Source organism: Marinobacterium sp. xm-g-48, from assembly GCF_013282925.1.
Taxonomy (GTDB): Bacteria; Pseudomonadota; Gammaproteobacteria; order Pseudomonadales; family Balneatricaceae; genus Marinobacterium_E.
Map to the genome: position 1 here is coordinate 291994 of NZ_WBYQ01000001.1, position 23953 is coordinate 315946.

39 protein-coding genes are annotated in these 23953 nt (G+C 46.0%); 34 read left to right on the forward strand and 5 right to left on the reverse strand.

Going from position 1 to position 23953, the window contains the following annotated elements:
- Positions 1-31: 31 nt before the first annotated feature.
- On the reverse strand, positions 32-931 hold the full coding sequence (locus tag XMG48_RS01470) for a hypothetical protein (RefSeq protein ID WP_173480288.1): 900 nt from the start codon (positions 929-931) through the stop codon (positions 32-34).
- 533 nt (positions 932-1464) lie between these two features.
- Here XMG48_RS01470 and wecA point away from each other — a divergent pair.
- The 12 genes from wecA (at position 1465) to XMG48_RS01530 (ending at position 7469) form a co-directional block, all read left to right on the forward strand.
- The gene (gene wecA / locus XMG48_RS01475; protein ID WP_173480289.1) at positions 1465-2523 is read left to right on the forward strand and encodes a UDP-N-acetylglucosamine--undecaprenyl-phosphate N-acetylglucosaminephosphotransferase; all 1059 of its coding nucleotides are present in this window, start codon (positions 1465-1467) and stop codon (positions 2521-2523) included.
- A gap of 77 nt (positions 2524-2600) precedes the next feature.
- Positions 2601-3638 carry a Wzz/FepE/Etk N-terminal domain-containing protein gene (locus XMG48_RS12145; protein ID WP_173480290.1) on the forward strand — a complete coding sequence of 346 codons (1038 nt, stop codon included), beginning with the start codon at positions 2601-2603 and terminating at the stop codon, positions 3636-3638.
- Between the two features lie 171 nt (positions 3639-3809).
- Positions 3810-4067, forward strand: a complete 258-nt coding sequence (locus XMG48_RS01485) for an AbrB/MazE/SpoVT family DNA-binding domain-containing protein (protein ID WP_173480291.1) — start codon at positions 3810-3812, stop codon at positions 4065-4067.
- Positions 4067-4432, forward strand: a complete 366-nt coding sequence (locus tag XMG48_RS01490; RefSeq protein ID WP_173480745.1) for a type II toxin-antitoxin system PemK/MazF family toxin — start codon at positions 4067-4069, stop codon at positions 4430-4432. Before XMG48_RS01485 ends, XMG48_RS01490 begins: the two co-directional genes overlap by 1 nt.
- Before the next feature lie 191 nt (positions 4433-4623).
- Complete coding sequence (locus XMG48_RS01495) at positions 4624-4941, forward strand: type II toxin-antitoxin system prevent-host-death family antitoxin (protein WP_173480292.1); 318 nt, start codon at positions 4624-4626, stop codon at positions 4939-4941.
- A 246-nt stretch (positions 4942-5187) separates the two neighbouring features.
- Positions 5188-5418, forward strand: a complete 231-nt coding sequence (locus XMG48_RS01500) for a CopG family transcriptional regulator (protein ID WP_173480293.1) — start codon at positions 5188-5190, stop codon at positions 5416-5418.
- The gene (locus XMG48_RS01505) at positions 5419-5706 is read left to right on the forward strand and encodes a type II toxin-antitoxin system RelE/ParE family toxin (RefSeq protein ID WP_173480294.1); all 288 of its coding nucleotides are present in this window, start codon (positions 5419-5421) and stop codon (positions 5704-5706) included.
- A 237-nt stretch (positions 5707-5943) separates the two neighbouring features.
- Positions 5944-6246, forward strand: coding sequence for a type II toxin-antitoxin system HigB family toxin (locus XMG48_RS01510; protein WP_173480746.1), 303 nt, complete (start codon positions 5944-5946; stop codon positions 6244-6246).
- The gene (locus tag XMG48_RS01515; RefSeq protein WP_173480295.1) at positions 6246-6614 is read left to right on the forward strand and encodes a type II toxin-antitoxin system HigA family antitoxin; all 369 of its coding nucleotides are present in this window, start codon (positions 6246-6248) and stop codon (positions 6612-6614) included. Before XMG48_RS01510 ends, XMG48_RS01515 begins: the two co-directional genes overlap by 1 nt.
- Before the next feature lie 41 nt (positions 6615-6655).
- Entirely contained in the window at positions 6656-6862 is a 207-nt protein-coding gene (locus tag XMG48_RS12150; RefSeq protein WP_173480296.1) for a type II toxin-antitoxin system CcdA family antitoxin, read from the forward strand.
- A gap of 119 nt (positions 6863-6981) precedes the next feature.
- A complete protein-coding gene (locus XMG48_RS01525) occupies positions 6982-7191 on the forward strand; it encodes a hypothetical protein (RefSeq protein ID WP_173480297.1) in 210 nt (69 codons plus the stop codon).
- On the forward strand, positions 7191-7469 hold the full coding sequence (locus tag XMG48_RS01530) for a type II toxin-antitoxin system RelE/ParE family toxin (protein ID WP_173480298.1): 279 nt from the start codon (positions 7191-7193) through the stop codon (positions 7467-7469). Before XMG48_RS01525 ends, XMG48_RS01530 begins: the two co-directional genes overlap by 1 nt.
- Positions 7470-7521: 52 nt before the next feature.
- On the opposite strand, the gene XMG48_RS01535 is transcribed toward XMG48_RS01530, so the two are convergent.
- Positions 7522-8061: a cytochrome b gene (locus XMG48_RS01535; RefSeq protein ID WP_173480299.1), complete on the reverse strand. Its 540-nt coding sequence runs from the start codon at positions 8059-8061 to the stop codon at positions 7522-7524.
- A gap of 139 nt (positions 8062-8200) precedes the next feature.
- Between XMG48_RS01535 and moaA the strand changes: the two genes are divergently transcribed.
- The 3 genes from moaA to glp all read left to right on the forward strand — a co-directional run bounded on the left by moaA (position 8201) and on the right by glp (position 11030).
- The gene (gene moaA / locus XMG48_RS01540; protein ID WP_173480300.1) at positions 8201-9202 is read left to right on the forward strand and encodes a GTP 3',8-cyclase MoaA; all 1002 of its coding nucleotides are present in this window, start codon (positions 8201-8203) and stop codon (positions 9200-9202) included.
- 77 nt (positions 9203-9279) lie between these two features.
- Positions 9280-9825 carry a molybdenum cofactor biosynthesis protein B gene (gene moaB, locus XMG48_RS01545; protein ID WP_173480301.1) on the forward strand — a complete coding sequence of 182 codons (546 nt, stop codon included), beginning with the start codon at positions 9280-9282 and terminating at the stop codon, positions 9823-9825.
- Positions 9825-11030 (forward strand): gephyrin-like molybdotransferase Glp, encoded by a 1206-nt coding sequence (glp, locus tag XMG48_RS01550; RefSeq protein WP_173480302.1) that lies wholly within the window; start codon positions 9825-9827, stop codon positions 11028-11030. The genes moaB and glp overlap by 1 nt, the downstream gene beginning before the upstream one ends.
- Before the next feature lie 70 nt (positions 11031-11100).
- On the opposite strand, the gene XMG48_RS01555 is transcribed toward glp, so the two are convergent.
- From XMG48_RS01555 to fusA, 3 genes are all read right to left on the reverse strand, one after another.
- Complete coding sequence (locus XMG48_RS01555; protein WP_173480303.1) at positions 11101-11364, reverse strand: type II toxin-antitoxin system RelE/ParE family toxin; 264 nt, start codon at positions 11362-11364, stop codon at positions 11101-11103.
- On the reverse strand, positions 11361-11621 hold the full coding sequence (locus tag XMG48_RS01560) for a type II toxin-antitoxin system Phd/YefM family antitoxin (protein WP_173480304.1): 261 nt from the start codon (positions 11619-11621) through the stop codon (positions 11361-11363). The genes XMG48_RS01555 and XMG48_RS01560 overlap by 4 nt, the downstream gene beginning before the upstream one ends.
- A gap of 194 nt (positions 11622-11815) precedes the next feature.
- Positions 11816-13900, reverse strand: coding sequence for an elongation factor G (gene fusA, locus XMG48_RS01565; protein ID WP_173480305.1), 2085 nt, complete (start codon positions 13898-13900; stop codon positions 11816-11818).
- 294 nt (positions 13901-14194) lie between these two features.
- On the opposite strand from fusA, the gene tuf reads away from it, so the two are divergent.
- From tuf to rplR, 19 genes are all read left to right on the forward strand, one after another.
- Positions 14195-15418 carry an elongation factor Tu gene (gene tuf, locus XMG48_RS01570; RefSeq protein WP_173480306.1) on the forward strand — a complete coding sequence of 408 codons (1224 nt, stop codon included), beginning with the start codon at positions 14195-14197 and terminating at the stop codon, positions 15416-15418.
- Positions 15419-15777: 359 nt separating this feature from the next.
- Positions 15778-16089 carry a 30S ribosomal protein S10 gene (gene rpsJ, locus XMG48_RS01575; RefSeq protein ID WP_173480307.1) on the forward strand — a complete coding sequence of 104 codons (312 nt, stop codon included), beginning with the start codon at positions 15778-15780 and terminating at the stop codon, positions 16087-16089.
- A gap of 116 nt (positions 16090-16205) precedes the next feature.
- Positions 16206-16844, forward strand: coding sequence for a 50S ribosomal protein L3 (gene rplC, locus XMG48_RS01580; protein WP_173480308.1), 639 nt, complete (start codon positions 16206-16208; stop codon positions 16842-16844).
- Positions 16845-16855: 11 nt separating this feature from the next.
- Positions 16856-17461 carry a 50S ribosomal protein L4 gene (rplD, locus tag XMG48_RS01585; protein ID WP_173480309.1) on the forward strand — a complete coding sequence of 202 codons (606 nt, stop codon included), beginning with the start codon at positions 16856-16858 and terminating at the stop codon, positions 17459-17461.
- Positions 17458-17757 (forward strand): 50S ribosomal protein L23, encoded by a 300-nt coding sequence (rplW, locus tag XMG48_RS01590; RefSeq protein WP_173480310.1) that lies wholly within the window; start codon positions 17458-17460, stop codon positions 17755-17757. Before rplD ends, rplW begins: the two co-directional genes overlap by 4 nt.
- A 14-nt stretch (positions 17758-17771) precedes the next feature.
- Positions 17772-18599: a 50S ribosomal protein L2 gene (gene rplB / locus XMG48_RS01595; RefSeq protein WP_173480311.1), complete on the forward strand. Its 828-nt coding sequence runs from the start codon at positions 17772-17774 to the stop codon at positions 18597-18599.
- Positions 18600-18611: 12 nt separating this feature from the next.
- Entirely contained in the window at positions 18612-18887 is a 276-nt protein-coding gene (rpsS, locus tag XMG48_RS01600; RefSeq protein ID WP_173480312.1) for a 30S ribosomal protein S19, read from the forward strand.
- 12 nt (positions 18888-18899) lie between these two features.
- Positions 18900-19229 carry a 50S ribosomal protein L22 gene (rplV, locus tag XMG48_RS01605; protein WP_173480313.1) on the forward strand — a complete coding sequence of 110 codons (330 nt, stop codon included), beginning with the start codon at positions 18900-18902 and terminating at the stop codon, positions 19227-19229.
- A 25-nt stretch (positions 19230-19254) separates the two neighbouring features.
- A complete protein-coding gene (gene rpsC / locus XMG48_RS01610; RefSeq protein WP_173480314.1) occupies positions 19255-19935 on the forward strand; it encodes a 30S ribosomal protein S3 in 681 nt (226 codons plus the stop codon).
- Between the two features lie 11 nt (positions 19936-19946).
- A complete protein-coding gene (gene rplP / locus XMG48_RS01615; protein ID WP_173480315.1) occupies positions 19947-20360 on the forward strand; it encodes a 50S ribosomal protein L16 in 414 nt (137 codons plus the stop codon).
- Positions 20360-20551 (forward strand): 50S ribosomal protein L29, encoded by a 192-nt coding sequence (gene rpmC, locus XMG48_RS01620; protein WP_173480316.1) that lies wholly within the window; start codon positions 20360-20362, stop codon positions 20549-20551. Before rplP ends, rpmC begins: the two co-directional genes overlap by 1 nt.
- Positions 20552-20815, forward strand: a complete 264-nt coding sequence (gene rpsQ, locus XMG48_RS01625) for a 30S ribosomal protein S17 (RefSeq protein WP_173480317.1) — start codon at positions 20552-20554, stop codon at positions 20813-20815. It abuts the gene before it with no gap.
- An 84-nt stretch (positions 20816-20899) separates the two neighbouring features.
- Entirely contained in the window at positions 20900-21268 is a 369-nt protein-coding gene (gene rplN, locus XMG48_RS01630) for a 50S ribosomal protein L14 (RefSeq protein ID WP_173480318.1), read from the forward strand.
- A 100-nt stretch (positions 21269-21368) separates the two neighbouring features.
- Complete coding sequence (gene rplX / locus XMG48_RS01635) at positions 21369-21683, forward strand: 50S ribosomal protein L24 (RefSeq protein WP_173480319.1); 315 nt, start codon at positions 21369-21371, stop codon at positions 21681-21683.
- Between the two features lie 14 nt (positions 21684-21697).
- Positions 21698-22237 carry a 50S ribosomal protein L5 gene (gene rplE, locus XMG48_RS01640; protein ID WP_173480320.1) on the forward strand — a complete coding sequence of 180 codons (540 nt, stop codon included), beginning with the start codon at positions 21698-21700 and terminating at the stop codon, positions 22235-22237.
- A 14-nt stretch (positions 22238-22251) separates the two neighbouring features.
- Positions 22252-22557: a 30S ribosomal protein S14 gene (gene rpsN, locus XMG48_RS01645; RefSeq protein WP_173480321.1), complete on the forward strand. Its 306-nt coding sequence runs from the start codon at positions 22252-22254 to the stop codon at positions 22555-22557.
- 94 nt (positions 22558-22651) lie between these two features.
- Positions 22652-23044, forward strand: a complete 393-nt coding sequence (gene rpsH / locus XMG48_RS01650) for a 30S ribosomal protein S8 (protein ID WP_173480322.1) — start codon at positions 22652-22654, stop codon at positions 23042-23044.
- A gap of 11 nt (positions 23045-23055) precedes the next feature.
- On the forward strand, positions 23056-23589 hold the full coding sequence (rplF, locus tag XMG48_RS01655; RefSeq protein ID WP_173480323.1) for a 50S ribosomal protein L6: 534 nt from the start codon (positions 23056-23058) through the stop codon (positions 23587-23589).
- Between the two features lie 9 nt (positions 23590-23598).
- Entirely contained in the window at positions 23599-23949 is a 351-nt protein-coding gene (gene rplR / locus XMG48_RS01660; RefSeq protein ID WP_173480324.1) for a 50S ribosomal protein L18, read from the forward strand.
- Positions 23950-23953: the final 4 nt, after the last annotated feature.

Below are 23953 nucleotides of genomic sequence, written 5' to 3' on the forward strand. Positions count from 1 at the left end.
GCCTCAATGCGCTCCTACAAATTATGCTATCTCAGTTTTGTATTGCTTTTATGCGTGCTTTTTTAGCTTTTATATCTTGGAGCTGAATTAGCTGGCTAAGTTTAGTTGAGAATTGTTTCTCCAGATTGTTTTTGTAACGATAGATTCTATCCATTTCCCCTTGAGGTGGCAGAGCTGCATCACGGTATAATTCGACTGCTGATTTTATTTGGAAAAGCATTTCATCTAACTCTTGAAGAAATGCTTCTCTAGATAGTTTGCTATGTAAATAGCTTTCTAGCCTGTATTTTGTAAGGCTCATTATCTCAGACTCAATAAATTGATTCCGTTCTTCAATCTCATGTTCATTTTCAGGTCTACTATAATGCCCGCTTGTTCTTCGGCTTGAGTAGCTTGACTGATTTTGAGTAATCTCAATGACTCCTAACGGGTCTGTTTTGTGAAGTTGGCAGTCTCTTCTGATGCTATCTCTTAAGAATTCCAATGCTTCATCTGAAAGGGGCTGATCTTCATTTGTTAATCTAGTGGCCTTAAGGCACCAGTCTCTTTCCTGATCAGTGAAATCCTCAGAAAATGTTTTATCAGCTTCTATTTTCTTTATAAATTCTGACTTTTTGTCACGAAGATGAATTTTTTCAGAATCAAGAATAGAGTCGAGTGCGCTTTGCTTATTTTGTTCGATGACAAATAGAGATGTTTCTACCTGATCAAATCGATCAAGTCTTATTCTGATCATTGCCAAGTCTTTAATAAGTATCTCCTCAGTTTCTCCCTGAGGGGTGTGTTCTTCAGTTAGAGATTTTAAGATGCGGGTAAGTTTTGAGCTTTCTTCGTCTGAGAGAAGTTTTTTGGAGGTGATTCCGTGCTTGATAGCATTTTTGCTACTAATTGATTTTCCTTCCCTTGTTTTTGGGCCGCCTTTGTTTGTCATGTATCGCCTACTCAATTTGGTTGATATTTAATCAGTATGCCAAATGCAAATGGGTGGTCAATGTTATTTCTGTTGCAGAATTTGGGCGTCAACACATTGTGTTTACGGGGCTTTTAGGTTGATTCGCTATTGCCAATGAATGATTCTTATTCTTATTTATTGGTGTTTTTGCAAAACGAACTGCTGTGAGGGCGGGTGTCAGGCTGAAGGCCTGACACCAAGGTTTTTTAACGTGTCCGAAAATTCGTCTTTTTACGGTTATGCAAAATTAAGTAGAAAGGGTTAAAAGTGGGGTCAGACCGGAGGTCGGACCCCGTTTAGGCAGGGTAGGATGCGATAAGTGTTGGTTAAAGCTTCTCAATTGCCTTTTGTTTTTAGATATTTGTCTTAATATTTCATTTGCGCTTGATCGCCTAGAATATCAATAGTCGGTTTAACTGCTTTGTCATCTAAAGTTTATAATCTATAATAGTCTCAATATTGAAACTTCATCAGGATCAGGATCAGGATCAGGATCAGGATCAGCGAATCACATGGATTTAATGTCGGTTTTACCTATTATTCTTATTAGTATTTCTGTTGCGTTCGCTAGCCTACTAGTGCTTCGTCCTTTTGCTGTTGCGATTGGCTTGGTTGACAAGCCTTCTGAGCGGAAGCTTCACTCTGGTTCAGTTCCGCTCATAGGCGGGATTGCTATTTTTGTAACAGTAGTGGCCTATGCAATTTTTTCACCGTCCTTAAGCCAAAAAGTCTTACCTCTGTTAGCTACAGGTTCAATTTTGTTTTTAGTTGGTGTTATTGACGACTACCGGCCGATTGGTGTTCGGATCCGTGTTTTTATTCAGGTCGTGTGTGCATTGTTGATGGTGTGGATGACTGATTTGAAAATCGAATCTCTAGGTTCTTTGTTTGGTATGCCTGAGATTAGCCTAGGATATCTATCCATACCGATTACAGTTTTGGCTGTGGTGGGTGTGACTAATGCTTTTAATCTCGTTGATGGTATTGATGGCCTAGCAGGGTCTTTGGCATTAGTTGCCATTGCTGGAATTCTAGTTTTTCAAAGTCAGCTAGGTACCTACAGAGACTATGGCTACATTGTTGCTTTGGGAGCCGCATTAATTCCTTACCTGATTCTCAATATTTGGGGTGGGGCAAGATTCAAAGTCTTTATGGGTGATGCTGGAAGTTTGTTCATCGGCTTTGTAATCGTGTGGACGTTGATACACCAGTCTCAGTCTGGCTCAGTAAAAATTACTCCCACCAGTGCGCTCTGGTGTATCGCTATTCCTCTGATTGATACCGTTGGTGTTATGTCTCGTCGAATCATGAAAGGGGATTCACCATTTAAGCCTGACAGGAATCATCTCCATCATATTCTAATGCGTGCTGGATTCTCTTCCTTTGGAGCTTTGATTTTTTTAATTTCCGTTGCATCACTGTTACTAATCATAGGATTAGTACTTGAGGCTTACGTGCCTGCTCTTAGCTTCCCTGCATTCATAGTTGTATTCGGAATATATACTTTGATGCTACTTCGAGCTTGGAAAGTTCAGAAGCTTCTTAAGCGCTCTCCCTCGACGCTTGAATGAAATACTTCAGTTATTTGTTACACTAATCGTCAAAGTTAACATTATTAAAATCATATTAGCCTTTTAAGGAATTCAGAGTGTCTGAAGAGTTAAAACCTGCTTACCAAGATGATGAGATTGATCTCTTTGAGTTGATAGAAACTCTATGGAAAGAGAAGGTTTTAATTATCCTCATTACGTTTGTTGCTGCTCTAGGTGGAGCAGGGTATGCGTTTATGGCTACTCCAACTTATGAGGCAGAAGTTCGATTACTGCCGCCTTCAAGTCGTAATGTAGAGGAGTTAAATAAATTTAACGCTAACGCTAACGCTAACGCTAACGCTGTTTTTGATCAGTTTAATCAAGTACTTGAGAGTAGTTCTCTTAAGAAAGAGTTTTTAGATCAGCAAGGTGTTTTAGAAGTATTTAATCCTGAAGGGTTACCTGAGTCTCAGTTTTGGAAAGGTTATAACGAGTCTATAGTGCTATCTAAACCAGCCAAAAATGTGGCCTACTCTTCAGTGAAGGTTCAGTTACCAGATGCTGATCAAGCTGCTGGTATGGCGAATCGTTTTGTCGCTTTAGCGATAGACAAAACAGTTTCGGGGCTTGTAGAGGATTTTTCGGCTCGCTTGAATCAGGCTATTGAAAAAATCGAGACCGATATTCAAAGCAAGAAGAATACATATTCTGATCAATTGGCATCTGAATTGGCAAAACTGAAAGAAGCTTTGTTCGTGGCTGAGATGATCGGTCTCAAAAAGCCCGAAGATACAGATCGATTTGGTGGGCAGAATGAAAACCTGATGGTTGATGAAATGAGAAGGCTTTATCGACTTGGTTCAGAAGCTCTAGAAGCTGAAGTTGCTGCGTTAGAAGCTCGTGGAAAAAGTGATGATTTGATTCCTGGATTGGCCGACTTAAATCAAAGATTGGAGCGATTAAGGGCTATTGAATTAAATCCAGATAAAGTTCAACCAGCATTAATCGACCTCGAAGCTATAGCGCCGCTGAGCCCTATTAAGCCTAAGAAGAAATTGATCGTTGCTTTGGCAGTCGTTTTGGGCGGTATGGTTGGTGTGATGTTTGTTCTTATTCGTTCGGCTGTTAGGAGTCGTAAAGCGAAATTAGCGTAACTTCTTTGTCGGAGTTTGCCCTTAGGGCAATTCCCTCCTAAAAACTTTAAGCGGCTGATTATGGCCGCTTTTTTGTGTACGATAATCGCTTCTTATCATGCGTATATACAAAGTTGACACGGGTGATTTGTGTGTTACTGTATATACATTGAATAAACTGTAGGCGTTGATATGGAATCACAAATAAATAAATGGGGTAATAGTGCCGCAATTAGAATCCCATCCACGTTTATGTCGGACTTGGGGCTTTCGATAAACTCATCGATCAACATTGAGTTATCTGATGGCCGAATTGTCATTGAGCCTAAAAAAACAGCAAAAAGATTAAAGTTGCCGTTTACTGAAGAGTCCTTGCTTGAGGGGTTAGACTCTTATACTGCACATGCTGATGAGTTGGTATCACCAATGCTTTCGGAATTGGGCGAGTGATGCCTAGTTCTTACGTCCCCTCACGTGGTGAGATAATTTGGTTAGATTTTGAGCCAGTAAAGGGTAAAGAGATCGGTAAATATCGCCCAGCTCTAGTTCTGTCATCCAAAGCATATAATCAGCAAACAGGCTTGCTTATTTGCTGTCCTGTAAGCACTAGTATTCGTGGTGCTTCTACCGAGGTGCCTGTTAATAATCTAGACAAACCATCTGTTGTCGCATCCAGCCTGGTGCAAACCCTTGCTTGGGAACAACGTAAAGCCAAGTTTATTATCCAGTCCGATGCGGAGGTAGTTGAGCAAGTTCTATTGCGGCTTTTACCACTAATTGGTGCGGACAAAGTGTTGGAGCAATACTTGGATTAGTTTAGCTGCTGCATTTATCTGCGTTACCTCCAGAATTAATGAGAACAGATATTTTCTGGGGCTAGCGTTAGTTGCTTAAGTGCTCCTGTACAAAACTGGTCGCTACTAAAAAGACGTCATGTTCAAGTCACTGTACATGTAGGTTAATGGCGAATCTATTTGTGCTATTGGATGTGCATGAAGAGGTTCTTATGAGAATTGTATCTTTTACTGAAGCAAGAAATGGCTTAAAAACCGTTTTGGATGACGTAGTCAACGATGCTGATACAACAGTTATTACACGCCGAGATGCCGAAGACGCAGTCGTTATGTCTTTGGAGTATTACAATAGCCTCATGGAAACCGTCCATTTACTTCGCTCACCAAGCAATGCAGCTCATCTAAACCGCTCAATTGCACAGTACCGTGCTGTTAAAACTACAGCACGAGATGTGATTGATACGAATAGGCTTGTTTACGTAATTGATGACGATGCAATAACAATCATCTCGTGTCGTTACCATTACTGAGCTAATTTCTAGAAAAACTATAGGTTACGTAAAAGCCCGGCTCAAAAATGTTGTAGCAAGCCTCCCAAATTAAGCGGCTGCTTATGGCCGTTTTTGCGACTTATGAAACGACGCCTTATTGGCAACTTAATTAATATTGTCCTATCGGGTGTGGCCTCTTTTTGCAGCTGATAGTTTTGTTGTATTTTGCACACCTCTGGTGCATTATTGCACCATTAAGTCATTTAAAGATCAGAGGTACAGCTAATGACTCGCCAAAGTATTTCCCTTACTGCTCAAAATGATGCCTGGCTTAAAGATCATGTCGAGAATATTGGCGACTATGCTAGTAAAAGTGAGCTCGTTAATGATCTTATTCGTAGGGCGCGTCGGGCCGAAATGATAAACAGGAAGCTTCAAGCTGCGGAGCAAAGTGGTTTTATAGAGCAGTCGTCTGAGTCTATGTTGGCTGAGTTTAAAGCTAGTTTAGGCCGCTAAGTGTCTAACTATAAAATCTCCTATCAGGCTAAGCTGGATCTGCAGCGAATATACCAATACGGTTTCGAGCAGTTCGGAGAAGAGCAGGCTGATTGCTACTTTTGGGGATTCTTTGAGTGCTTTGAAAAGATAGCTGAGCGTCCTGAGCAGTACCCGGCTGTTGATCATATCCGAATAGGCTACCGTCGCTGTGTATACAAGTCGGATACCATATATTTTCGTATTAACTCTTCACAAGTCGAAATAATGGCTATTTTAGGCGGCCAGGATGTAGATGAGTGGCTGTAAAAAGATCGGGTGTCAGGCTGAAGCCATAAACCGCGCGAGCACAAAAATAACAAAAAGTGACAAAACGAACCCGGTTAAGTTACTGATTTTTATTACCCTTCCAATACGATAATGACGGCTTATCGGCATTTGAATTTATACTGCTATAAGCATTTGAAATTGAATTCGGGATAGTGGTTGCCATTGACATCGATTTGCACACCTCCCATAACGGGAGTCTAGGTGATCGGCAGTGGCATGCGAATAATATCAAAGAGAACACTACGTGAGTTTTGGGAATCAGAACCTCAATATTTTGACGCTAAAGGTGTATTGGAAGCATGGCATGAAGAGGTGTTGAAAGCTGATTGGTCAAACCCAAAGGAGCTAAAAGCTCAATTTCGAAATGCGAGTGTGGTTAAAAACAATCGCGTTGTATTTAACATCAAAGGTAATAGTTATCGTTTGGTTGTGAGAATCAACTTTGACCATAAAATTGTTTTTGTTCGTTTCATAGGAACTCACAAACAGTATGATCTAATTGATGTGGAGGTTATCTAATGATTAAACCAATTAAAAATGAAAGTGACTATGATGTCGCACTAGAGCGAATCGATCAGTTGATGGATGCTTCGAAAAACACACCAGAAGGTGACGAGTTAGAGGTGTTAGCGCTGCTGGTTGAGCAGTATGAAGCGTCCCATTATCCAATTGATTTGCCAGATCCAATTGAGGCTATTCGTTTTAGAATGGAGCAATTTGGTCTTCAAGATAAAGACTTAGTGAAATATATAGGACGGTCTGGTCGAGTCTCTGAAATTCTTAATTATAAAAGAAAGCTGACTTTACCTATGATTCGCAAATTGCATGCTGGACTCAAGATACCTACCGAAAGCCTGATTAAAGATTATCCGGTTCGTTCCGTTTGATGGAGGCTATACAGTTACCGTGCTATGTATAGATAAAGGTTATGATCCGTCAAAGTATTTCCCTCACCTCTCAGAATGATGCTTGGCTGAAGGATCAAGTCGAGAATTCAGCTGAAGCCAGTATCCACCAAGCTGTTAAGATTAAGTTACGTAAGCTTTGGCTTCAAGAGAATAAAGACTTCCTACTGTCTTCCAATGCATTCATTGAAGAGAACGGATTACCTCTCGAAAAGTTTAGGTCATTTTAGGCGCTAGGTTCGATGTTTACCTTTTAAAAGACGGTGAACTGATATAGTTAAGAGATTTTGAATAGGTTACCTTATGGTACTTTTTGGTCTATTATGATCATTAACTAGTGGAGGTTGCTATGTCTATTAACGTTAAACTGCCTGAAGAATTAGTCGACACTGCTCGTCACTACGGTTCGATAGAGCATCGCTCTGTTCCCAAGCAGATTGAATACTGGTCTCATATTGGGAAAATCGCAGCTGAAAATCCGGATCTTCCTTTTAGTGTTATTCGCGAAATCTTGATCGCTGATCAGGAAGAGGCTGTTAATGAGTACCAGTTCGGCTGATGCGGGTTCTTGTCACGCCGACATTTGAGCGCGCGGTTAAAAAAATGCGAGCTCAACAAAAAGTAATACTCGACGAAGCTGTTCGGGATATTATTACTGATCCTGATTTGGGAGGTGCTAAGGTAGGTGATCTTGTGGGTATCAAGGTCTACAAGTTTCATATGGGCAAAATGCTAACTCTATTGGCCTACCGTGTATTAGATGAAAATACACTTAAGTTATTAATGGTTGGGCCCCATGAAAATTTCTATCGGACCCTAAAGCGGATTGATTCTTAGTAGTAGATTCTAGATATCTAGCAATTCTAATTGCGCTACCTGCTTGAAAGCATCAAACTCTTCTCCCAAAAATACGAGCCATGGTGCCGTCTTTTGCAAACAGCATATGCTTGAAGCTGGCGGCGACGTGTAGGAAGAAGGCCAGCATCAGTAGTTTGCTGCCTAGGCCGTGTCCGATGTGGCCGAGCTTTTCTAACCATTCGATCTCTGTGTTGCTGCGTGCGATCACTTCCATTCCAAAGATAATTACGGCGTGACCTTCGCCAACCTGCATCAGTACACCAGAGATAGGCATGAACAGTGTCGCTGCAATCAGGAAGCTCATGACTATGATGGAGATCTTCTTCTGCCTCGGTGGGACATCACTCAGTGACTCTGGGAATCCGTTTTTCACACGAACCATTAAGCGCCATACGGCAAAACCAAATACAACGGCGCCGGCCGTCATGTGCAGTTTCAGTAGGTCGAACTTCTCTGGGCTGCGCTCCATCTCTTCTAGCGTCAGGCCAATGATCATTGAACTGATCATCAGAAGAGCGACTATCCAGTGCAATGCGACGCTGGTGTGGCTCAGTTTTGCTTTGGTATCCATGGGAAGTCCTTTTATTAAGGCGGTTAGATTAGAGTTAACTAATCATAGTTTGTTGGTTGATCAAAAGCATTGATCTCCAACGTAAAGTTTCGCAAAGATTTGCTAAAAAACTGTGACATGAGTCGTTATACTTGAGCCTATGAATACACCCTTGAAACTGATTGATAAGTTTGGTCGCCACATCGACTATGTGCGCATCTCGGTGACGGATCGTTGTGACTTCCGTTGCGTCTACTGCATGGCCGAGGAGATGACCTTTCTTCCTCGCGAGCAGGTGCTGACTCTGGAGGAGATCTATGAGGTGGGTGCTGCGTTTGTGCGTCTGGGTGTCAATAAGCTGCGTTTGACTGGCGGTGAGCCATTGGTACGTCGTGATATTTTGACGCTGATCCGCAAGTTGGGTGAGTTGGACATTGAGTTGGTATTAACGACTAATGGCTCGCAACTACCGACCATGGCGAACGATCTAGTTGAAGCCGGTGTAAAGCGCATCAACGTCTCTTTGGATACGCTGAAGGCGGATCGTTTTAAAGAGCTGACGCGCAAAGATAAGTTTGATCAGGTCATTGCCGGTATTGATGCGGCTTGTACGGCAGGTTTTAAACGCGTTAAGTTAAATGCGGTGATCTTAAAAGGCCGTAATGATGATGAAGTGGTCGATCTGGTCAATTTTGCGCGTGATCGTGACATGGACATCAGTTTTATCGAGGAGATGCCCTTAGGTGCCATTACTGAGCATGATCGCGAAGAGGCCTACTGCTCTAGCGATGATGTGCGTCAGTTAATTGAGCAAGTCTACCCACTGGAGAAGACGCAAGAGCAGACTGCGGGCCCTTCTACCTACTACCGCATGGTGGATTCGAATACGCGCATCGGTTTTATCTCGCCGCACTCGCATAACTTCTGTTCGGAATGTAATCGTGTGCGTGTCACTGTTGAAGGGCGTTTGTTGCTCTGTTTGGGTAACGAACACTCTATGGATCTGCGTGATCTGTTGCGCTCAGAAGCGGATCCTGAATTACGTGCTGCTAAGCTAGAACAGGCGATCATCAACTCTATGGATCTTAAGCCTGAAAAACACCACTTCGATCTAGCGAACGAACCGCAAATACTCCGTTTTATGAATGCCACCGGTGGTTGATGCGCATCAGTGCGTCTGCCGGTAAAGTTCGTAATAATATCCCTTAAATTAACCCTCTGTATGAGCTTGGAGAGACAATGAGCAGTAACGGTAAAGAGTTTGTCAGTCTGAATATTGCAGTATTGACCGTATCAGACACTCGTAACGAGTCGAATGACACCTCGGGTGACTTTCTAGCGAATGCAGCCGTTGAGGCGGGACATAGCCTGATCGATCGCGCACTGTTACCCGATGATGTCTATCTATTGCGTGCACAGGTTTCACACTGGATTGCGGATCCTGAAGTGCAGGTTGTGTTAAGTACCGGTGGTACTGGATTTGCGATGCGTGATTCAACGCCTGAAGCACTTAAGGTGCTATTCGATAAAGAGGTCGAAGGCTTTGGTGAGATGTTCCGCAAGGTCTCTTGGGATGAGATCGGTACCTCGACGATTCAGTCACGTGTGTTTGCCGGTCTGGCTAACGGTACGTTGATCGTCTGTATGCCAGGTTCAACCGGTGCTTGCCGTACAGGCTGGAGCATCATTGAGTCACAGCTTGATAACCGTCACCGCCCATGTAACTTTGTGGCGCTGCTTGAGCAGGTAAAAGAGCAGCGTCTGGCTATCGAGGCGGCAGAGTAATGTCGGCGATGAAGCCGTTGATTCCATTGGATGATGCGCGCCAAGCGCTGTTTGATCAGCTCTCTGTTATTGCAGAGGTAGAGACTCTCGCTCTGAATGATGCAGCAGGCCGGATTTTAGCAGAATCGGTGGTCGCTACGATTAATGTACCGCCTAAAGCGAACTCCGCGATGGATGGGTATGCGTTAGCCGCTAAAGATGCGGTTGCGGGTGCCGAACTGGCCATTTCACAACGCATTCCTGCTGGCGCAGTCACTACGCCATTAGTCAGCAGTACTGCGGCGCGAATCTTTACCGGTGCCGAGCTTCCCGATGGTGCGGATTGTGTGGTGATGCAAGAGAACACCGAAGCCTGTGACATGGGTGTGCGTATTCTACAAACCGCTAAAGCGTCCGAGAATGTTCGAGCGGCCGGTTTGGATATTACAGCCGGAGAAGTGATTTTAGAGGCGGGGGCGCGACTCACGGCGCCGGCTCTAGGTATCTGTGCCTCAACCGGTATTACACATGTAAAGGTCTTTAAGCCCCTAACAGTCGCACTGTTGTCGACGGGTGATGAGCTTGTAGAGCCCGGTGTTGCTCTGCAACCTGGGCAGATCTACAACTCTAATCGACCTATGTTGGTTGAGCTGCTTCGCCAAGCGGGTTTTGAGGTGGTTGATATGGGGCAGGTAGCTGATAATCATCAGGCGACCCGCGATGCATTGATTGCAGCTTCAGAACAGGCGGATGCGATTCTGACTATGGGCGGTGTCTCAGTAGGTGAAGAGGACCATGTTAAGAGTGCGATCGATGAGTTGGGTTCCCTTAACTTGTGGCGTATTCGTATTCGTCCGGGTAAGCCTTTTGCCGCGGGTCGGGTAGGGCAGACCCCTATTTTTGGTCTGCCGGGTAACCCAATGTCAGCCTTAGTGACCTTCTCGTTGCTGGCGCGTCCTTGTTTGATGCATCTTCAGGGAGCGGAGTACAAGCAGGCGTTGCGCATTCCGGTTGAAACGTCTGTGGTTCGAGCTGCACAGTCTCGCGATGAGTATATGCGTGTTGAGCTGCATGCCGGTGTCGCACAACGTGTGGTGAATCAGAGTTCAGGCGTTCTATCCTCAGCGTTGAATGCGGATGGTTTGCTGCATTTACCAGCGGATGTTGAGATTAAAGCGGGTGAGCGTTACGACTTTATTCCGTTTTGCTCGCTGTTGACGAGTTAATCGATCGCTTCATCTTCGATAAAGCTCCAACACTCAGCGCCAGTTGGAGCGGTCTTAAAAAGGCCGCGATCTAATCACCATAGTGTGTCTTAGCCCGAATAATAATCACCACACAGCGCCCATCTTCGATTCGATAGACAATTCTGTCCTGAAAGGTGAGTCTTACCGAGTAATAACCGGCTAAGTCGCCTAGCAGTGCTTTTCCGGACAACGGATCCACTGCAATCTTGTTCCTTAGTATGTCTTTAAGTTTCTCTTTCAGCTTCGGTGATAGTTTCTTAATGTCTTTTTGGGCTTGTTTGGTTAGTTCTATGTCGTAACGTCTGTCGGTCACAATGACTCACCGAAAACATTATCAAAGCTGTCCGTCTTGCCGCTGTTGGCCTCTTCAACAGCCTCTTTAAACGCCTTGGCAAAACCCTCTTGCGATAGGAGGTGGAGGGTTTCTTGTAGGCTTTCATACTCTTCAGACGACATGATTACGGACTTGCCGTTTTTATGTTGAACCTCAACGATTTCATGCTGTTGATTGGTTCGTTTAATGATGTCGAAGAAAGATTTGCGTGCTTCGGTTGCGTTTAGAGTAATCATAACACCCTCCATTCGTGTACCATATAGTGTACCACTTGGTGATGGTGATGCAATTAGCTTATCGCTTCATCTGCGATAAAGCTCCAACACTCAGCGCTTGTTGGAGTGGTCTTAAAAAGGCCGCGATTAATTGAAAAGTGGGCATTAAAAAACCCCGGCATCTTGCGATGGCGGGGTTTTTTGCGTTGGGCGAATTACTTGTTCGCTTTACGCTCTTTCGCTTCAGCGATAACAGTCTCTGCTACGTTAGCTGGACACTGTGAGTAGTGGCTGAACTCCATAGAGAACTGACCACGACCCGATGTCATAGTACGTAGGTGACCGATGTAGCCGAACATCTCAGATAGAGGTACGTCTGCTTTGATGCGAACGCCAGTTACGCCAGCTTCCTGGTCTTTGATCATGCCGCGACGACGGTTAAGGTCACCGATAACATCACCAACGTGATCTTCAGGAGTGAAGACGTCAACTTTCATCACAGGCTCAAGAAGCTGTGGGCCCGCTTTTGGCATAGATTGACGGAAGCCGCCTTTCGCTGCGATTTCGAATGCGATAGCAGAAGAGTCGACTGCGTGGAAGCCACCGTCGAACAGTTCGATTTCAACGTCCACAACTGGGAAGCCTGCAACCGTACCTTCTTGCATCATAGACGCGAAGCCTTTCTCAACAGCTGGCCAGAATTCCTTAGGAACGTTACCACCAACAACTGAAGAGCTGAATGTGAAACCAGAACCTGGCTCACCTGGCTTCATGCGGTAGTCGATCTTACCGAACTGACCTGAACCACCCGACTGTTTCTTGTGCGTGTAGCTATCTTCAACTGGGATAGTGATCGACTCACGGTAAGCAACCTGTGGTTTACCTACGTTTAGCTCAACGCCGTATGTACGCTTAAGGATGTCGACTTTAACGTCTAGGTGAAGCTCACCCATGCCTTTAAGGATGGTTTCGCCTGAATCTTCGTCAGTTTCAACGCGGAATGATGGATCTTCTGCAACCATCTTACCGATTGCGATACCCATTTTCTCAGAGCCGCCTTTATCTTTAGGTGCAACAGCGATCGAGATTACTGGCTCTGGGAAGACCATGGCTTCAAGAGTACATGGGTGCTTCTGATCACATAGAGTGTGACCAGTCTGTACGTTCTTCATACCAACGATCGCGATGATGTCACCCGCCGTTGCAGAAGATAGTTCGTTACGCTCGTCTGCGTGCATCTCAACCATGCGGCCGATACGCTCAGTCTTACCTGTTGCAGAGTTAAGGATTGTGTCACCTTTGTTCAGTACGCCAGAGTAGATACGTACGAAGGTTAGAGCACCGAAGCGGTCATCCATGATCTTGAATGCTAGCGCACGTAGAGGCTCGTCTGGTGATACGATCGCTTTCTCGCCAGTTGCGTTACCTTCTTCGTCTGTTAGATCCTGTGGATCAACTTCAGTTGGGCTTGGTAGGTAGTCAACCACTGCGTCTAGTACTAGCTGAACACCCTTGTTCTTGAATGCAGAACCACAGAATGTTGGGAAGAAGTCTAGAGCGATAGTACCTTTACGGATACAGCGCTTGATGTCTTCGATAGATGGCATTTCGCCTTCCATGTAAGCCATCATTAGATCGTCGTCTTGTTCAACCGCTGTTTCGATTAGTTGCTCGTGGTACATCTCCACGTCGTCAACCATGTCAGCAGGAACGTCTTGGATTTCGTAGTTTTCTGGCTGGCCAGAATCATCCCATACGTAAGCTTTCTTAGTCAGAACGTCTACAACACCCACGAACTGATCTTCAGTACCGATAGGAAGAGTACATACAAGTGGGTTAGCACCTAGTACGTTTTTGATCTGGTCTACAACGCGGTAGAAGTCAGCACCCATACGGTCAAGTTTGTTGACGAAGATAACACGTGCAACTTCTGACTCGTTCGCGTAGCGCCAGTTAGTTTCAGACTGAGGTTCTACACCGCCTGAACCACAGAATACACCAACACCACCATCAAGTACTTTAAGAGAACGGTAAACTTCTACAGTGAAGTCAACGTGCCCAGGAGTATCGATGATGTTGAAACGGTGGTCCTTCCAGAAACAGGTCGTTGCTGCAGACTGGATAGTAATACCACGCTCCTGCTCCTGTTCCATGAAGTCGGTAGTAGCAGCACCTTCGTGTACTTCACCAGTTTTGTGGATCTTACCTGTTAGTTTCAGGATACGCTCAGTAGTTGTGGTTTTACCCGCATCAACGTGGGCGAAGATGCCTATATTTCGGTATTTGTTTAGATCAGTCATGTTCTCACTCGAATTCATGGACGTTTTAAAAAGTCGCGAGATTATACGCTTGTATAAGCCTCGATGGAATAGCTGATCGAAATGTAACCAAAAAGATGTGACATATATATGTATAAGTAAAAACGAACAGGCTTATTATTTGCCTTAAACCGGTTGGAGAGATCTTTTTTAAAGAAAATTGATCACATTGCTTGACTATATAGGCAATGACGTTAAAATTTCGCGCCCAGTAGGATTGCTAACTCGAATTGGCAGTCTTCTTATTTTTTTAAACCTAACACAGGAATTAAGCTCGTGGCTAAGCAAGCATTTGAACGTTCCAAGCCCCACGTTAACGTTGGTACTATCGGCCACGTTGACCACGGTAAAACAACTCTAACTGCAGCACTTACTCGTGTATGTGCAGAAGTTTTCGGTGGTGAAGCTGTCGCATTCGACGGTATCGATAAAGCTCCTGAAGAGCGTGAGCGTGGTATCACGATCAACACTTCTCACGTTGAGTACGATTCAAACATCCGTCACTACGCGCACGTTGACTGCCCAGGGCACGCCGACTACGTTAAGAACATGATCACTGGTGCTGCACAGATGGACGGCGCTATCCTAGTTTGTGGTGCGACTGATGGTCCAATGCCACAGACTCGTGAGCACATCCTTCTTTCTCGCCAGGTTGGCGTACCTTACATCGTAGTATTCCTAAACAAAGCTGACCTTCTTGCTGAAGACTGTGGCGGCGTTGGTACTGAAGAATACGAAGAGATGCTAGAGCTAGTTCAGATGGAAATCGTTGAACTTCTAGACACTTACGACTTCCCAGGCGAAGATACTCCAATCATCGCTGGTTCTGCTCTAATGGCTCTTAACGGTCAGGACGACAACGAACTAGGTACTACTGCTGTTAAGAAACTAGTTGAAGCGCTAGACTCTTACATCCCAGAACCACAGCGTCTAGTAGACATGCCATTCCTAATGCCAATCGAGGACGTATTCTCGATCTCTGGTCGTGGTACTGTAGTAACTGGTCGTATCGAGCGTGGTGTCATTAAAGTTGGTGAAGAGATCGATATCGTTGGTATCCGTGAGTCTTCTAAGACTACTTGTACTGGTGTTGAGATGTTCCGTAAGCTTCTTGACGAAGGTCGTGCAGGCGAGAACTGTGGTATCCTTCTTCGTGGTACTAAGCGTGACGAAGTTGAACGTGGTCAGGTTCTATGTGCTCCTGGTACTACAACTCCTCACACTCAGTTCGAAGGTGAAGTATACGTACTAAACAAAGATGAAGGTGGTCGTCACACTCCATTCTTCAAAGGCTACCGTCCACAGTTCTACTTCCGTACAACTGACATCACTGGTGCTGTAGAGCTTCCAGAAGGTGTTGAAATGGTAATGCCTGGTGATAACGTTAAGATGAACGTTACACTAATCAACCCAATCGCTATGGACGAAGGTCTACGTTTCGCAGTTCGCGAAGGTGGCCGTACTGTAGGTGCAGGTGTTGTATCTAAGATCATCGCTTAATTGCTGATAATCTTCTAAAAGAAACCCGCTCTCGAGCGGGTTTTTTTGTGTCCACGGTTTGGGGTTGGGTGGTTGCTGGTAAAGCGGGTGACAGGCTGAAGCCAGTCACCGTAACTGAGAAAGGTGCGCGCTGGTAAGGCGGGTGACAGGCAGAAGGCCGGTCACCGATACTGCGTAGGTGGTTAGGTGCTCCGGTGACTGGCTTTCAGCCTGTCATCCGCTGTCTAATTACGCACCAATCATTTGGTAAATCTTTAGTTGACCTGTGGCCCAAAACTCAAGTAGAATTTGCGTCCCTTCATTTGAGGGGAGGTCGGCTATTGCCGTTTATTTAATATTTTAGGAAATGCGTGATCAAAATGCAGAACCAAAAAATCAGAATCCGCTTGAAGGCTTTTGACCATCGTCTGATCGATACTTCGGCTCAGGAGATCGTTGAAACTGCAAAGCGTACTGGTGCTCAGGTCCGTGGTCCGATCCCACTTCCTACTCGCAAAGAGCGTTACACCGTATTGGTCTCTCCGCACGTCAACAAAGACGCGCGTGATCAGTACGAAATTCGTACGCACAAGCGTGTTCTAGACATCGTTGAGCCAACTGAAAAAACAGTTGATGCTCTAATGAAGCTAGATCTCGCAGCGGGTGTAGAAGTGCAGATCAGCCTAGGCTAATAGCACGCGCAGATTTATTAATTTTTTATTAATGAAGCGCTATTTGTGGAATACCCCTGAAAAGGGTAGCCGTAGTGGGTAACAGCCCCGTACACAACTGGCAAGAGGTATATAAAATGTCATTAGGACTTATCGGACGTAAAGCGGGCATGACCCGTGTCTTCACTGAAGACGGCGTGTCCGTGCCAGTCACCGTCATCGAGGTGGAACCGAACCGAGTGACTTGCGTTAAAACTGTCGAAACTGACGGTTACGCTGCTGTACAAGTGACTACTGGTACTAAGAAGGCTAACCGCCTTTCTAAACCAGAAGCTGGTCATTTTGCTAAAGCAGGCGTTGAAGCAGGTGCAGGTTTGTGGGAGTTTCGCGCGAAGGGTGATGAGGAAATCAACGTAGGTGATGCACTTACTGTTGAGCGCTTCCAAGCAGGCGAAAAAGTAGATGTAACTGGTCAATCTAAGGGTAAGGGCTTCCAGGGTGGCGTTAAGCGTCACAACTTCCGTACTCAGGATATGACTCACGGTAACTCACTTTCTCACCGTGCTCCGGGTTCAATTGGTCAGTGCCAAACTCCGGGTCGCGTTTTTAAAGGTAAAAAGATGGCTGGGCACATGGGTGCAGAGCGTTCTACCGTACAGAGCCTTGAGGTTGTACGCGTAGATGCTGAGCGCGGCCTGCTGCTAATCAAGGGTGCCGTACCTGGTGCTCCTGGTGGTGACGTCATCGTTAAACCAGCTGTTAAAGCGCGCGGCTAAGGGAGATTGTCATGAATTTGAATCTAACTGGTGCCAAGGGTTCGGTTGAAGTAGCCGATACTGCGTTTGGCAAAGAGTTTAATGAAGCTCTAGTACACCAGGTTGTAACTGCTTACATGGCAGGTGCGCGTCAGGGTACTAAAGCTCAGAAAAACCGTTCAGCTGTAGCTGGTGGTGGTGCTAAGCCATTCCGTCAAAAAGGTACAGGTCGTGCTCGTCAGGGTACTACTCGTTCTCCTATCTGGCGTACTGGTGGCGTAACATTCGCTGCTACTCCGCGTGACCACTCTCAGAAAGTTAACAAGAAGATGTACCGCGCTGCGATGCGTTCTATCTTGTCTGAGTTGGTCCGCCAAGAGCGTCTAGTTGTTGTTGAAGACTTCGCTGTCGAAGCTCCAAAAACTAAGCAGTTCTTAGCAAAAATGAAAGAGTTTGACCTAAGCAACGCTTTGGTTATCACTGAAGAGGTTGATCTAAACCTATTCCTTGCTGCTCGTAACGTACCACACGTTGACGTACGTGATGCGGCAGGTATCGATCCAGTGAGCCTAATCGGTTTCGATAAAGTCGTTGTGACTGTCCCAGCTCTTAAGAAGATCGAGGAGGTGTTTGCATGAACCCGGAACGCATCTACAAAGTGCTACTCGGACCACACATCTCTGAGAAAGCAACGATCGTAGCGGAAGATACTCAACAAGTAGTATTCCGTGTCGCTAACGATGCAACTAAGCCTGAAATCAAGGCTGCTGTTGAACAGCTGTTCAACGTGACTGTTGCAAACGTGAACGTGCTTAATGCGAAAGGTAAAACGAAGCGTACTATGCGTGGCATGGGTAAGCGCAACGATGTTCGCAAAGCATACGTTCGTCTAGCTGACGGTTCAGAAATCGATTTTCTGGCTGCTGGCGAATAAGGAGGGGTTAAGAAATGGCAACTGTTAAAGCTAAGCCAACCTCTGCAGGACGTCGTCACGTCGTTTCTGTTAAAGGCCAAAACCTTCACAAAGGTAAGCCTTTTGCAGCGTTGGTTGAAAAGAAATCTAAGTCTGGTGGTCGTAACCACAATGGTCGCATCACTACGCGTCACATTGGTGGTGGTCACAAGCAGGCTTACCGTGTAATCGACTTCCGTCGCAACAAAGATGGCATTCCTGCTGTCGTTGAGCGTCTGGAATATGATCCAAACCGTTCTGCGAACATCGCTCTGTTGAAGTACGCAGATGGTGAGCGTCGCTACATCATCGCTCCTAAGGGCGTTGAAGCAGGTGCTGCTCTGATGTCTGGCGAACAGGCTGACTTTAAACCAGGTAACTGTATGCCTTTACGCAACGTACCTGTAGGTTCGACTGTTCACTGTGTTGAATTGAAGCCTGGTAAGGGTGCACAGATGGCTCGCTCTGCGGGTACATCAGCTCAGCTAGTTGCTCGTGAAGGTCAGTACGCGACTCTACGTCTACGTTCTGGCGAAATGCGCAAAGTGTTGTCTGAGTGTCGTGCGACTCTTGGTGAAGTAGGTAATGGTGAACATAGCCTACGTCGCTTGGGTAAAGCTGGTGCTACGCGCTGGCGTGGTGTTCGTCCTACCGTCCGCGGTGTGGCGATGAACCCAGTCGATCACCCACACGGTGGTGGTGAAGGTCGTACATCAGGTGGTCGTCACCCAGTGACTCCATGGGGTGTTCCGACTAAGGGCCACAAGACCCGTAAGAACAAGCGTACTGATAAGCTTATCGTACGTCGTCGTCAGGCTAAGTAAGAGGAATCAGCTGTGCCACGTTCACTTAAGAAAGGTCCATTTATCGACCTTCACTTGTTGAAAAAGGTAGAAGCTGCAATCGAGAACAGCGATCGTAAGCCAATTAAAACTTGGTCTCGCCGTTCTACAATCTTTCCGAACTTTGTCGGTTTGACGATTGCGGTACATAACGGCCGTCAGCATGTCCCAGTATTCATTACTGAAGATATGGTCGGTCATAAGCTGGGTGAGTTTGCAGTGACTCGTGCCTTTAAAGGCCACGTTGCAGACAAGAAGGCTAAGAAGTAATAGGAGTTGATGATGGAAGCTATTGCAAAGCATAACGGCGCCCGCATCTCCGCTCAGAAAGCTCGTCTGGTTGCTGACCAGATCCGCGGCAAATCTGTTGGCGAAGCTCTGAATATTTTGGCGTTCAGCACCAAGAAAGGTGCACACCTGGTTAAGAAAGTGCTTGAGTCTGCTATTGCTAACGCAGAGCACAATGAAGGTGCTGACATTGACGAACTTCGCGTTGCGACTATCTTCGTTGATGAAGGCATGACCATGAAACGTATCCGTCCGCGTGCTAAGGGACGAGCTGATCGTATTTTGAAACGCTCGTGTCATATCACTGTTAAGGTCGCAGACTAAGAGCTGAGTACTAGGAGATTTAATCATGGGTCAAAAAGTTAACCCAACCGGTATTCGACTTGGTGTCGTAAAAGACCATACTTCTGTGTGGTATGCGGACAAAGCCGATTACGCGAAGAAGCTGTTGAATGACCTTGAAGTACGTAAGTACCTTGAGAAGCAGCTAGAAAAAGCATCTGTAAGCCGTATCGAAATCGAGCGTCCTGCACAGAATGCGAAAATCACCATCCACACGGCGCGTCCAGGCATCGTGATTGGTAAAAAAGGTGAAGACGTAGAAGTTCTACGTTCAACTGTTTCTAAGATGATGGGTGTGCCAGTTCACATCAACATCGAAGAGATTCGCAAGCCAGATATGGATGCGAAGCTAGTTGCGCAGAACATTGCAGGTCAGCTAGAGCGTCGTGTTATGTTCCGTCGTGCTATGAAGCGCGCCGTACAGAACACAATGCGTGCTGGTGCAAAAGGTATCAAGATCTCTCTTGCAGGCCGTCTAGGTGGTGCTGAGATCGCGCGTACTGAGTGGTACCGTGAAGGTCGTGTACCTCTACACACTCTACGTGCAGATATCGACTACGCTACATACGAAGCCCACACTACTTACGGTGTGATCGGCATCAAAACTTGGATCTTCAAAGGTGAAGTTCTTGGTGGTATCGAACAGGTACGCGCTGAGAAAAATGCACCTGCGAAGAAAGCGAAGTGAGGTAGCGGAACATGTTGCAACCTAAGCGTCTAAAATTCCGTAAGGTAATGAAAGGCCGCAACCGCGGTTTGGCTCAACGCGGCAGCAGCGTTAGCTTTGGTGAATTCGCACTGAAATCGACCGAACGTGGTCGCATCACAGCGCGTCAGATCGAAGCAGCTCGTCGTACCATGACTCGTCACGTAAAACGTGGTGGTAAAATCTGGATCCGTGTCTTCCCAGACAAGCCGATCACAGGTAAGCCACTAGAAGTACGTATGGGTAAAGGTAAGGGTAACGTTGAGTACTGGGTCGCTCAGATCCAACCAGGTAAAGTGCTGTTTGAAATGGCAGGCGTACCTGAACAACTCGCGAAAGAAGCCTTTGAACTAGCGGCAGCTAAGCTTCCGCTTTCAACAACTGTAGTTAAACGGACGGTGATGTAATGAAAGCTACTGAACTACGTGATCAATCCGTAGAAGAGCTTCAGCAAACATTGCTGACTCTCCTAAAGGATCAGTTTAACTTGCGTATGCAAAAGGCTACTGGCCAGTTGGCACAGACTCACATGTTGGGTCAGGTTCGTCGCGACATTGCTCGCGTTAAGACAGTACTTAACCAAAAAGCAGGTGACTAAATGAGCGCTGAAAAACGTACTCGTACCGTTACTGGTAAAGTTATCAGTGACAAGATGGATAAGACCATCACTGTGTTGGTTGAGCGCAAGGAAAAGCACCCGATCTACGGTAAATTCATGAAGCGTTCAACTAAGTTGCACGCACACGATGAGAAGAATGAATGCCAAGCGGGTGACCTAGTGACAATCGCGGAAAGTCGCCCTCTGTCTAAGACTAAGTCTTGGTCATTGGTACGCATTGAAGAACGTGGAGCAAAGGTGTAAACTATTGCACCTTTGCTTCACTAGCCGCCTTATTCGACGGTCGATTGAGGGTCGAATGAGGCACTAGAGATTGTGGAGTAAACCATGATTCAAACTGAAACGATGCTTGATGTCGCTGATAACAGCGGCGCTAAGCGAGTGCAGTGTATTAAAGTACTAGGCGGTTCACACCGTCGTTACGCTAACGTTGGCGATGTTATCAAGGTATCGGTTAAAGAAGCGATTCCTCGTGGCAAAGTTAAAAAAGGCCAAGTACTTAAAGCTGTCGTAGTACGTACCCGTAAAGGTGTTCGTCGTCCCGATGGTTCATTGATCCGTTTTGATGTTAACTCAGCGGTTCTATTGAACGCGAACGACGCTCCAATCGGAACTCGTATCTTCGGCCCAGTAACGCGTGAGCTTCGCTCTGAGAAGTTCATGAAGATCATTTCCCTGGCGCCTGAAGTGCTATAAAACCTCGAAAAATTCGAAGTTTTTAAGGAAAACGTCAAGCTCTAACGAGTTTGGCGTTTTTCAGCATGAGGAAGGTAGTAGGAAACGAAGGTAAATTAAAATGCGCAAGATTAAACGTGACGACGAAGTCATCGTTATCGCAGGTAAAGACAAAGGTAAGCGTGGCAAAGTTTCTCGCGTACTTGAAAACGATCGTTTGATCGTGTCTGGCATCAACATGGTGAAAAAACACCAGAAGCCAAACCCTATGCTTCAGCAACCAGGTGGCATCATTGAGAAGGAAGCGGCTATCGCGACTTCTAACGTTGCTATCTTTAACGCTGCGACTGGTAAAGGCGACCGTGTAGGCTTCAAGACTCTTGAAGACGGCACTAAAGTTCGCTTCTACAAATCAACTGGCGAAATCGTTGAGTAAGAGGAGTAGAACAGATGTCTAGATTGAAAGCGCTTTACGAGACTCAGATCAAACAGAGTCTTAAAGAAGAATTGAATTCGCCAAACGTAATGGCTGTTCCACGTGTTTCTAAAATCACTCTTAACATGGGTGTTGGTGAAGCACTGGCAGACAAGAAGCTTCTAGAGAATGCAGTAAATGATATGACTGCAATCGCTGGTCAGAAGCCTGTTGTTACGTTGGCTCGTAAATCTGTAGCGGGCTTTAAAGTTCGTGAAGGTTGGCCAATCGGTTGTAAGGTTACTCTACGCGGCGAGCGTATGTGGGAATTCCTAGACCGTCTAGTTGACGTTGCGGTTCCACGTATCCGTGACTTCCGTGGTCTTAACCCTAAGTCATTTGACGGCCGTGGTAACTACAGCATGGGTGTTAAAGAGCAGATCATCTTCCCAGAGATCGACTACGACAAAGTAGACGCGATCCGTGGTCTTGATATTACTATCACGACAACTGCGAAGACAAACGACGAAGGTCGTGCTCTTTTGACTGCACTGCAGTTCCCGTTCAAGAAATAAGGAAGGGATAAGATATGGCTAAGGTATCTATGTGGGAGCGTGAAGTTAAGCGCGAAAAACTAGCGGCTAAGTTCGCTGAGAAACGCGCTTCTCTGAAAGCTATCATCGCTTCACCAGCTTCTTCTGAAGATGAAGTGTGGGAAGCACAAGTTGCGTTGCAGAAACTGCCACGTGACGCTAGCCCAGTACGTAAACAGCGTCGCTGTCAGGTAACAGGTCGTCCACATGCGGTTTACCGCAAGTTCGGTCTTTGCCGTAACCAGCTACGCGAAGCTGCAATGCGCGGCGACGTACCAGGCCTTAAGAAAGCTAGCTGGTAATCCACCGGTTAGTTAACGGTAAGCGTAGTGGTCAGGGCCACGTCAGTGATGACGGGGCTACCGCACTACGCTGCACAAGAGAGGAAGTAAAAGCATGAGCATGCAAGACACGCTCGCGGATATGTTCACACGCATCCGCAACGGTCACATGGCTGAGAAAGTTGCTGTTGCTATGCCATCTTCAAAGCAGAAAGTTGCTATCGCAGCGGTTCTTCAAGAAGAAGGTTACATCAACGGTTACTCAGTTGAAGGTGACGTTAAGCCTGTGCTGTCTATCGAACTGAAATACTTCGAAGGCAAGCCAGTTATCGAAGAGATCAAGCGAGTATCTAAGCCATCTCTACGTATCTACAAATCTGCATCTGATCTTCCAAAAGTATCAGATGGCCTAGGTTGCGCAATCGTTTCTACTAGCAAAGGTGTAATGACCGATCGCGCTGCGCGCGCTGCTGGTATCGGCGGTGAAGTGATCTGCACAGTATTCTAAGGGGATTTACGATGTCACGTATCGCTAAAGCGCCTGTTGCTGTGCCTGCTGGTGTAGAGATCTCAATCTCTGGCCAGACGATCAGCGCTAAAGGCAAAAATGGTCAGCTATCACACGAAGTACACCCATCAGTTACTGTTGAACAGGCTGAAGGTGCATTGAACTTCGGTACTCGTGACGGTGCTAAACAATCTGTTGCACTGGCTGGCACAACTCGTTCTATCGTTAACAACATGGTTACTGGTGTTAGCGAAGGCTTCAAAAAAGAGCTAACACTGATCGGTGTTGGTTACCGTGCTGCGGTTTCTGGAAGCACTCTAAACCTGACTCTGGGTTTCTCACACCCAGTAGAGTACGCACTGCCTGAAGGTATCAAGGCAGAAGTACCTAACCAAACGACTGTTGTCATCTCTGGTGCCGACAAACAAGTTGTAGGCCAGGTTGCTGCTGAAGTTCGTGGTTTCCGCCCACCTGAGCCATACAAAGGTAAAGGTGTTCGTTACAGCGACGAATTTGTTCGCCGTAAAGAAGCTAAGAAGAAGTAAGGCAGGGTTATGAACGTTAAAAAAGAATCTCGTTTACGTCGTGCTCGTCGTTCACGCGCTAAAATGCGTGAGATCGGTACTGCACGTCTGTGTGTTAACCGCACACCGCGCCATATCTACGCGCAAATCGTAACTGCAGATGGCGCTACAGTTCTTGCTGCAGCTTCTACAGTTGAAAAAGATATGCGTGAAAGCGCAACTGGTAACATCGAAGCGGCTAAAAAGGTCGGTACTCTGATCGCTAGCCGTGCAAAAGAAGCAGGTGTTAGCCAGGTAGCGTTTGACCGCTCTGGTTTTAAATACCACGGTCGTGTAGCTGCTCTAGCAGACGCTGCACGTGAAGGCGGTTTGGAATTCTAAAGGT

Bases quoted from the DNA above. Each gene is read 5' to 3' on its own strand.
- XMG48_RS01470 (WP_173480288.1), bottom strand. From the start codon at position 931: ATGACAAACAAAGGCGGCCCAAAAACAAGGGAAGGAAAATCAATTAGT.
- wecA (WP_173480289.1), top strand. From the start codon at position 1,465: ATGGATTTAATGTCGGTTTTACCTATTATTCTTATTAGTATTTCTGTT.
- XMG48_RS01485 (WP_173480291.1), top strand. From the start codon at position 3,810: ATGGAATCACAAATAAATAAATGGGGTAATAGTGCCGCAATTAGAATC.
- XMG48_RS01490 (WP_173480745.1), top strand. From the start codon at position 4,067: ATGCCTAGTTCTTACGTCCCCTCACGTGGTGAGATAATTTGGTTAGAT.
- XMG48_RS01495 (WP_173480292.1), top strand. From the start codon at position 4,624: ATGAGAATTGTATCTTTTACTGAAGCAAGAAATGGCTTAAAAACCGTT.
- XMG48_RS01500 (WP_173480293.1), top strand. From the start codon at position 5,188: ATGACTCGCCAAAGTATTTCCCTTACTGCTCAAAATGATGCCTGGCTT.
- XMG48_RS01510 (WP_173480746.1), top strand. From the start codon at position 5,944: ATGCGAATAATATCAAAGAGAACACTACGTGAGTTTTGGGAATCAGAA.
- XMG48_RS01515 (WP_173480295.1), top strand. From the start codon at position 6,246: ATGATTAAACCAATTAAAAATGAAAGTGACTATGATGTCGCACTAGAG.
- XMG48_RS12150 (WP_173480296.1), top strand. From the start codon at position 6,656: ATGATCCGTCAAAGTATTTCCCTCACCTCTCAGAATGATGCTTGGCTG.
- XMG48_RS01525 (WP_173480297.1), top strand. From the start codon at position 6,982: ATGTCTATTAACGTTAAACTGCCTGAAGAATTAGTCGACACTGCTCGT.
- XMG48_RS01530 (WP_173480298.1), top strand. From the start codon at position 7,191: ATGCGGGTTCTTGTCACGCCGACATTTGAGCGCGCGGTTAAAAAAATG.
- XMG48_RS01535 (WP_173480299.1), bottom strand. From the start codon at position 8,061: ATGGATACCAAAGCAAAACTGAGCCACACCAGCGTCGCATTGCACTGG.
- moaA (WP_173480300.1), top strand. From the start codon at position 8,201: ATGAATACACCCTTGAAACTGATTGATAAGTTTGGTCGCCACATCGAC.
- moaB (WP_173480301.1), top strand. From the start codon at position 9,280: ATGAGCAGTAACGGTAAAGAGTTTGTCAGTCTGAATATTGCAGTATTG.
- glp (WP_173480302.1), top strand. From the start codon at position 9,825: ATGTCGGCGATGAAGCCGTTGATTCCATTGGATGATGCGCGCCAAGCG.
- XMG48_RS01560 (WP_173480304.1), bottom strand. From the start codon at position 11,621: ATGATTACTCTAAACGCAACCGAAGCACGCAAATCTTTCTTCGACATC.
- fusA (WP_173480305.1), bottom strand. From the start codon at position 13,900: ATGACTGATCTAAACAAATACCGAAATATAGGCATCTTCGCCCACGTT.
- rpsJ (WP_173480307.1), top strand. From the start codon at position 15,778: ATGCAGAACCAAAAAATCAGAATCCGCTTGAAGGCTTTTGACCATCGT.
- rplC (WP_173480308.1), top strand. From the start codon at position 16,206: ATGTCATTAGGACTTATCGGACGTAAAGCGGGCATGACCCGTGTCTTC.
- rplD (WP_173480309.1), top strand. From the start codon at position 16,856: ATGAATTTGAATCTAACTGGTGCCAAGGGTTCGGTTGAAGTAGCCGAT.
- rplW (WP_173480310.1), top strand. From the start codon at position 17,458: ATGAACCCGGAACGCATCTACAAAGTGCTACTCGGACCACACATCTCT.
- rplB (WP_173480311.1), top strand. From the start codon at position 17,772: ATGGCAACTGTTAAAGCTAAGCCAACCTCTGCAGGACGTCGTCACGTC.
- rplV (WP_173480313.1), top strand. From the start codon at position 18,900: ATGGAAGCTATTGCAAAGCATAACGGCGCCCGCATCTCCGCTCAGAAA.
- rpsC (WP_173480314.1), top strand. From the start codon at position 19,255: ATGGGTCAAAAAGTTAACCCAACCGGTATTCGACTTGGTGTCGTAAAA.
- rplP (WP_173480315.1), top strand. From the start codon at position 19,947: ATGTTGCAACCTAAGCGTCTAAAATTCCGTAAGGTAATGAAAGGCCGC.
- rpmC (WP_173480316.1), top strand. From the start codon at position 20,360: ATGAAAGCTACTGAACTACGTGATCAATCCGTAGAAGAGCTTCAGCAA.
- rpsQ (WP_173480317.1), top strand. From the start codon at position 20,552: ATGAGCGCTGAAAAACGTACTCGTACCGTTACTGGTAAAGTTATCAGT.
- rplN (WP_173480318.1), top strand. From the start codon at position 20,900: ATGATTCAAACTGAAACGATGCTTGATGTCGCTGATAACAGCGGCGCT.
- rplX (WP_173480319.1), top strand. From the start codon at position 21,369: ATGCGCAAGATTAAACGTGACGACGAAGTCATCGTTATCGCAGGTAAA.
- rplE (WP_173480320.1), top strand. From the start codon at position 21,698: ATGTCTAGATTGAAAGCGCTTTACGAGACTCAGATCAAACAGAGTCTT.
- rpsN (WP_173480321.1), top strand. From the start codon at position 22,252: ATGGCTAAGGTATCTATGTGGGAGCGTGAAGTTAAGCGCGAAAAACTA.
- rpsH (WP_173480322.1), top strand. From the start codon at position 22,652: ATGAGCATGCAAGACACGCTCGCGGATATGTTCACACGCATCCGCAAC.
- rplF (WP_173480323.1), top strand. From the start codon at position 23,056: ATGTCACGTATCGCTAAAGCGCCTGTTGCTGTGCCTGCTGGTGTAGAG.
- rplR (WP_173480324.1), top strand. From the start codon at position 23,599: ATGAACGTTAAAAAAGAATCTCGTTTACGTCGTGCTCGTCGTTCACGC.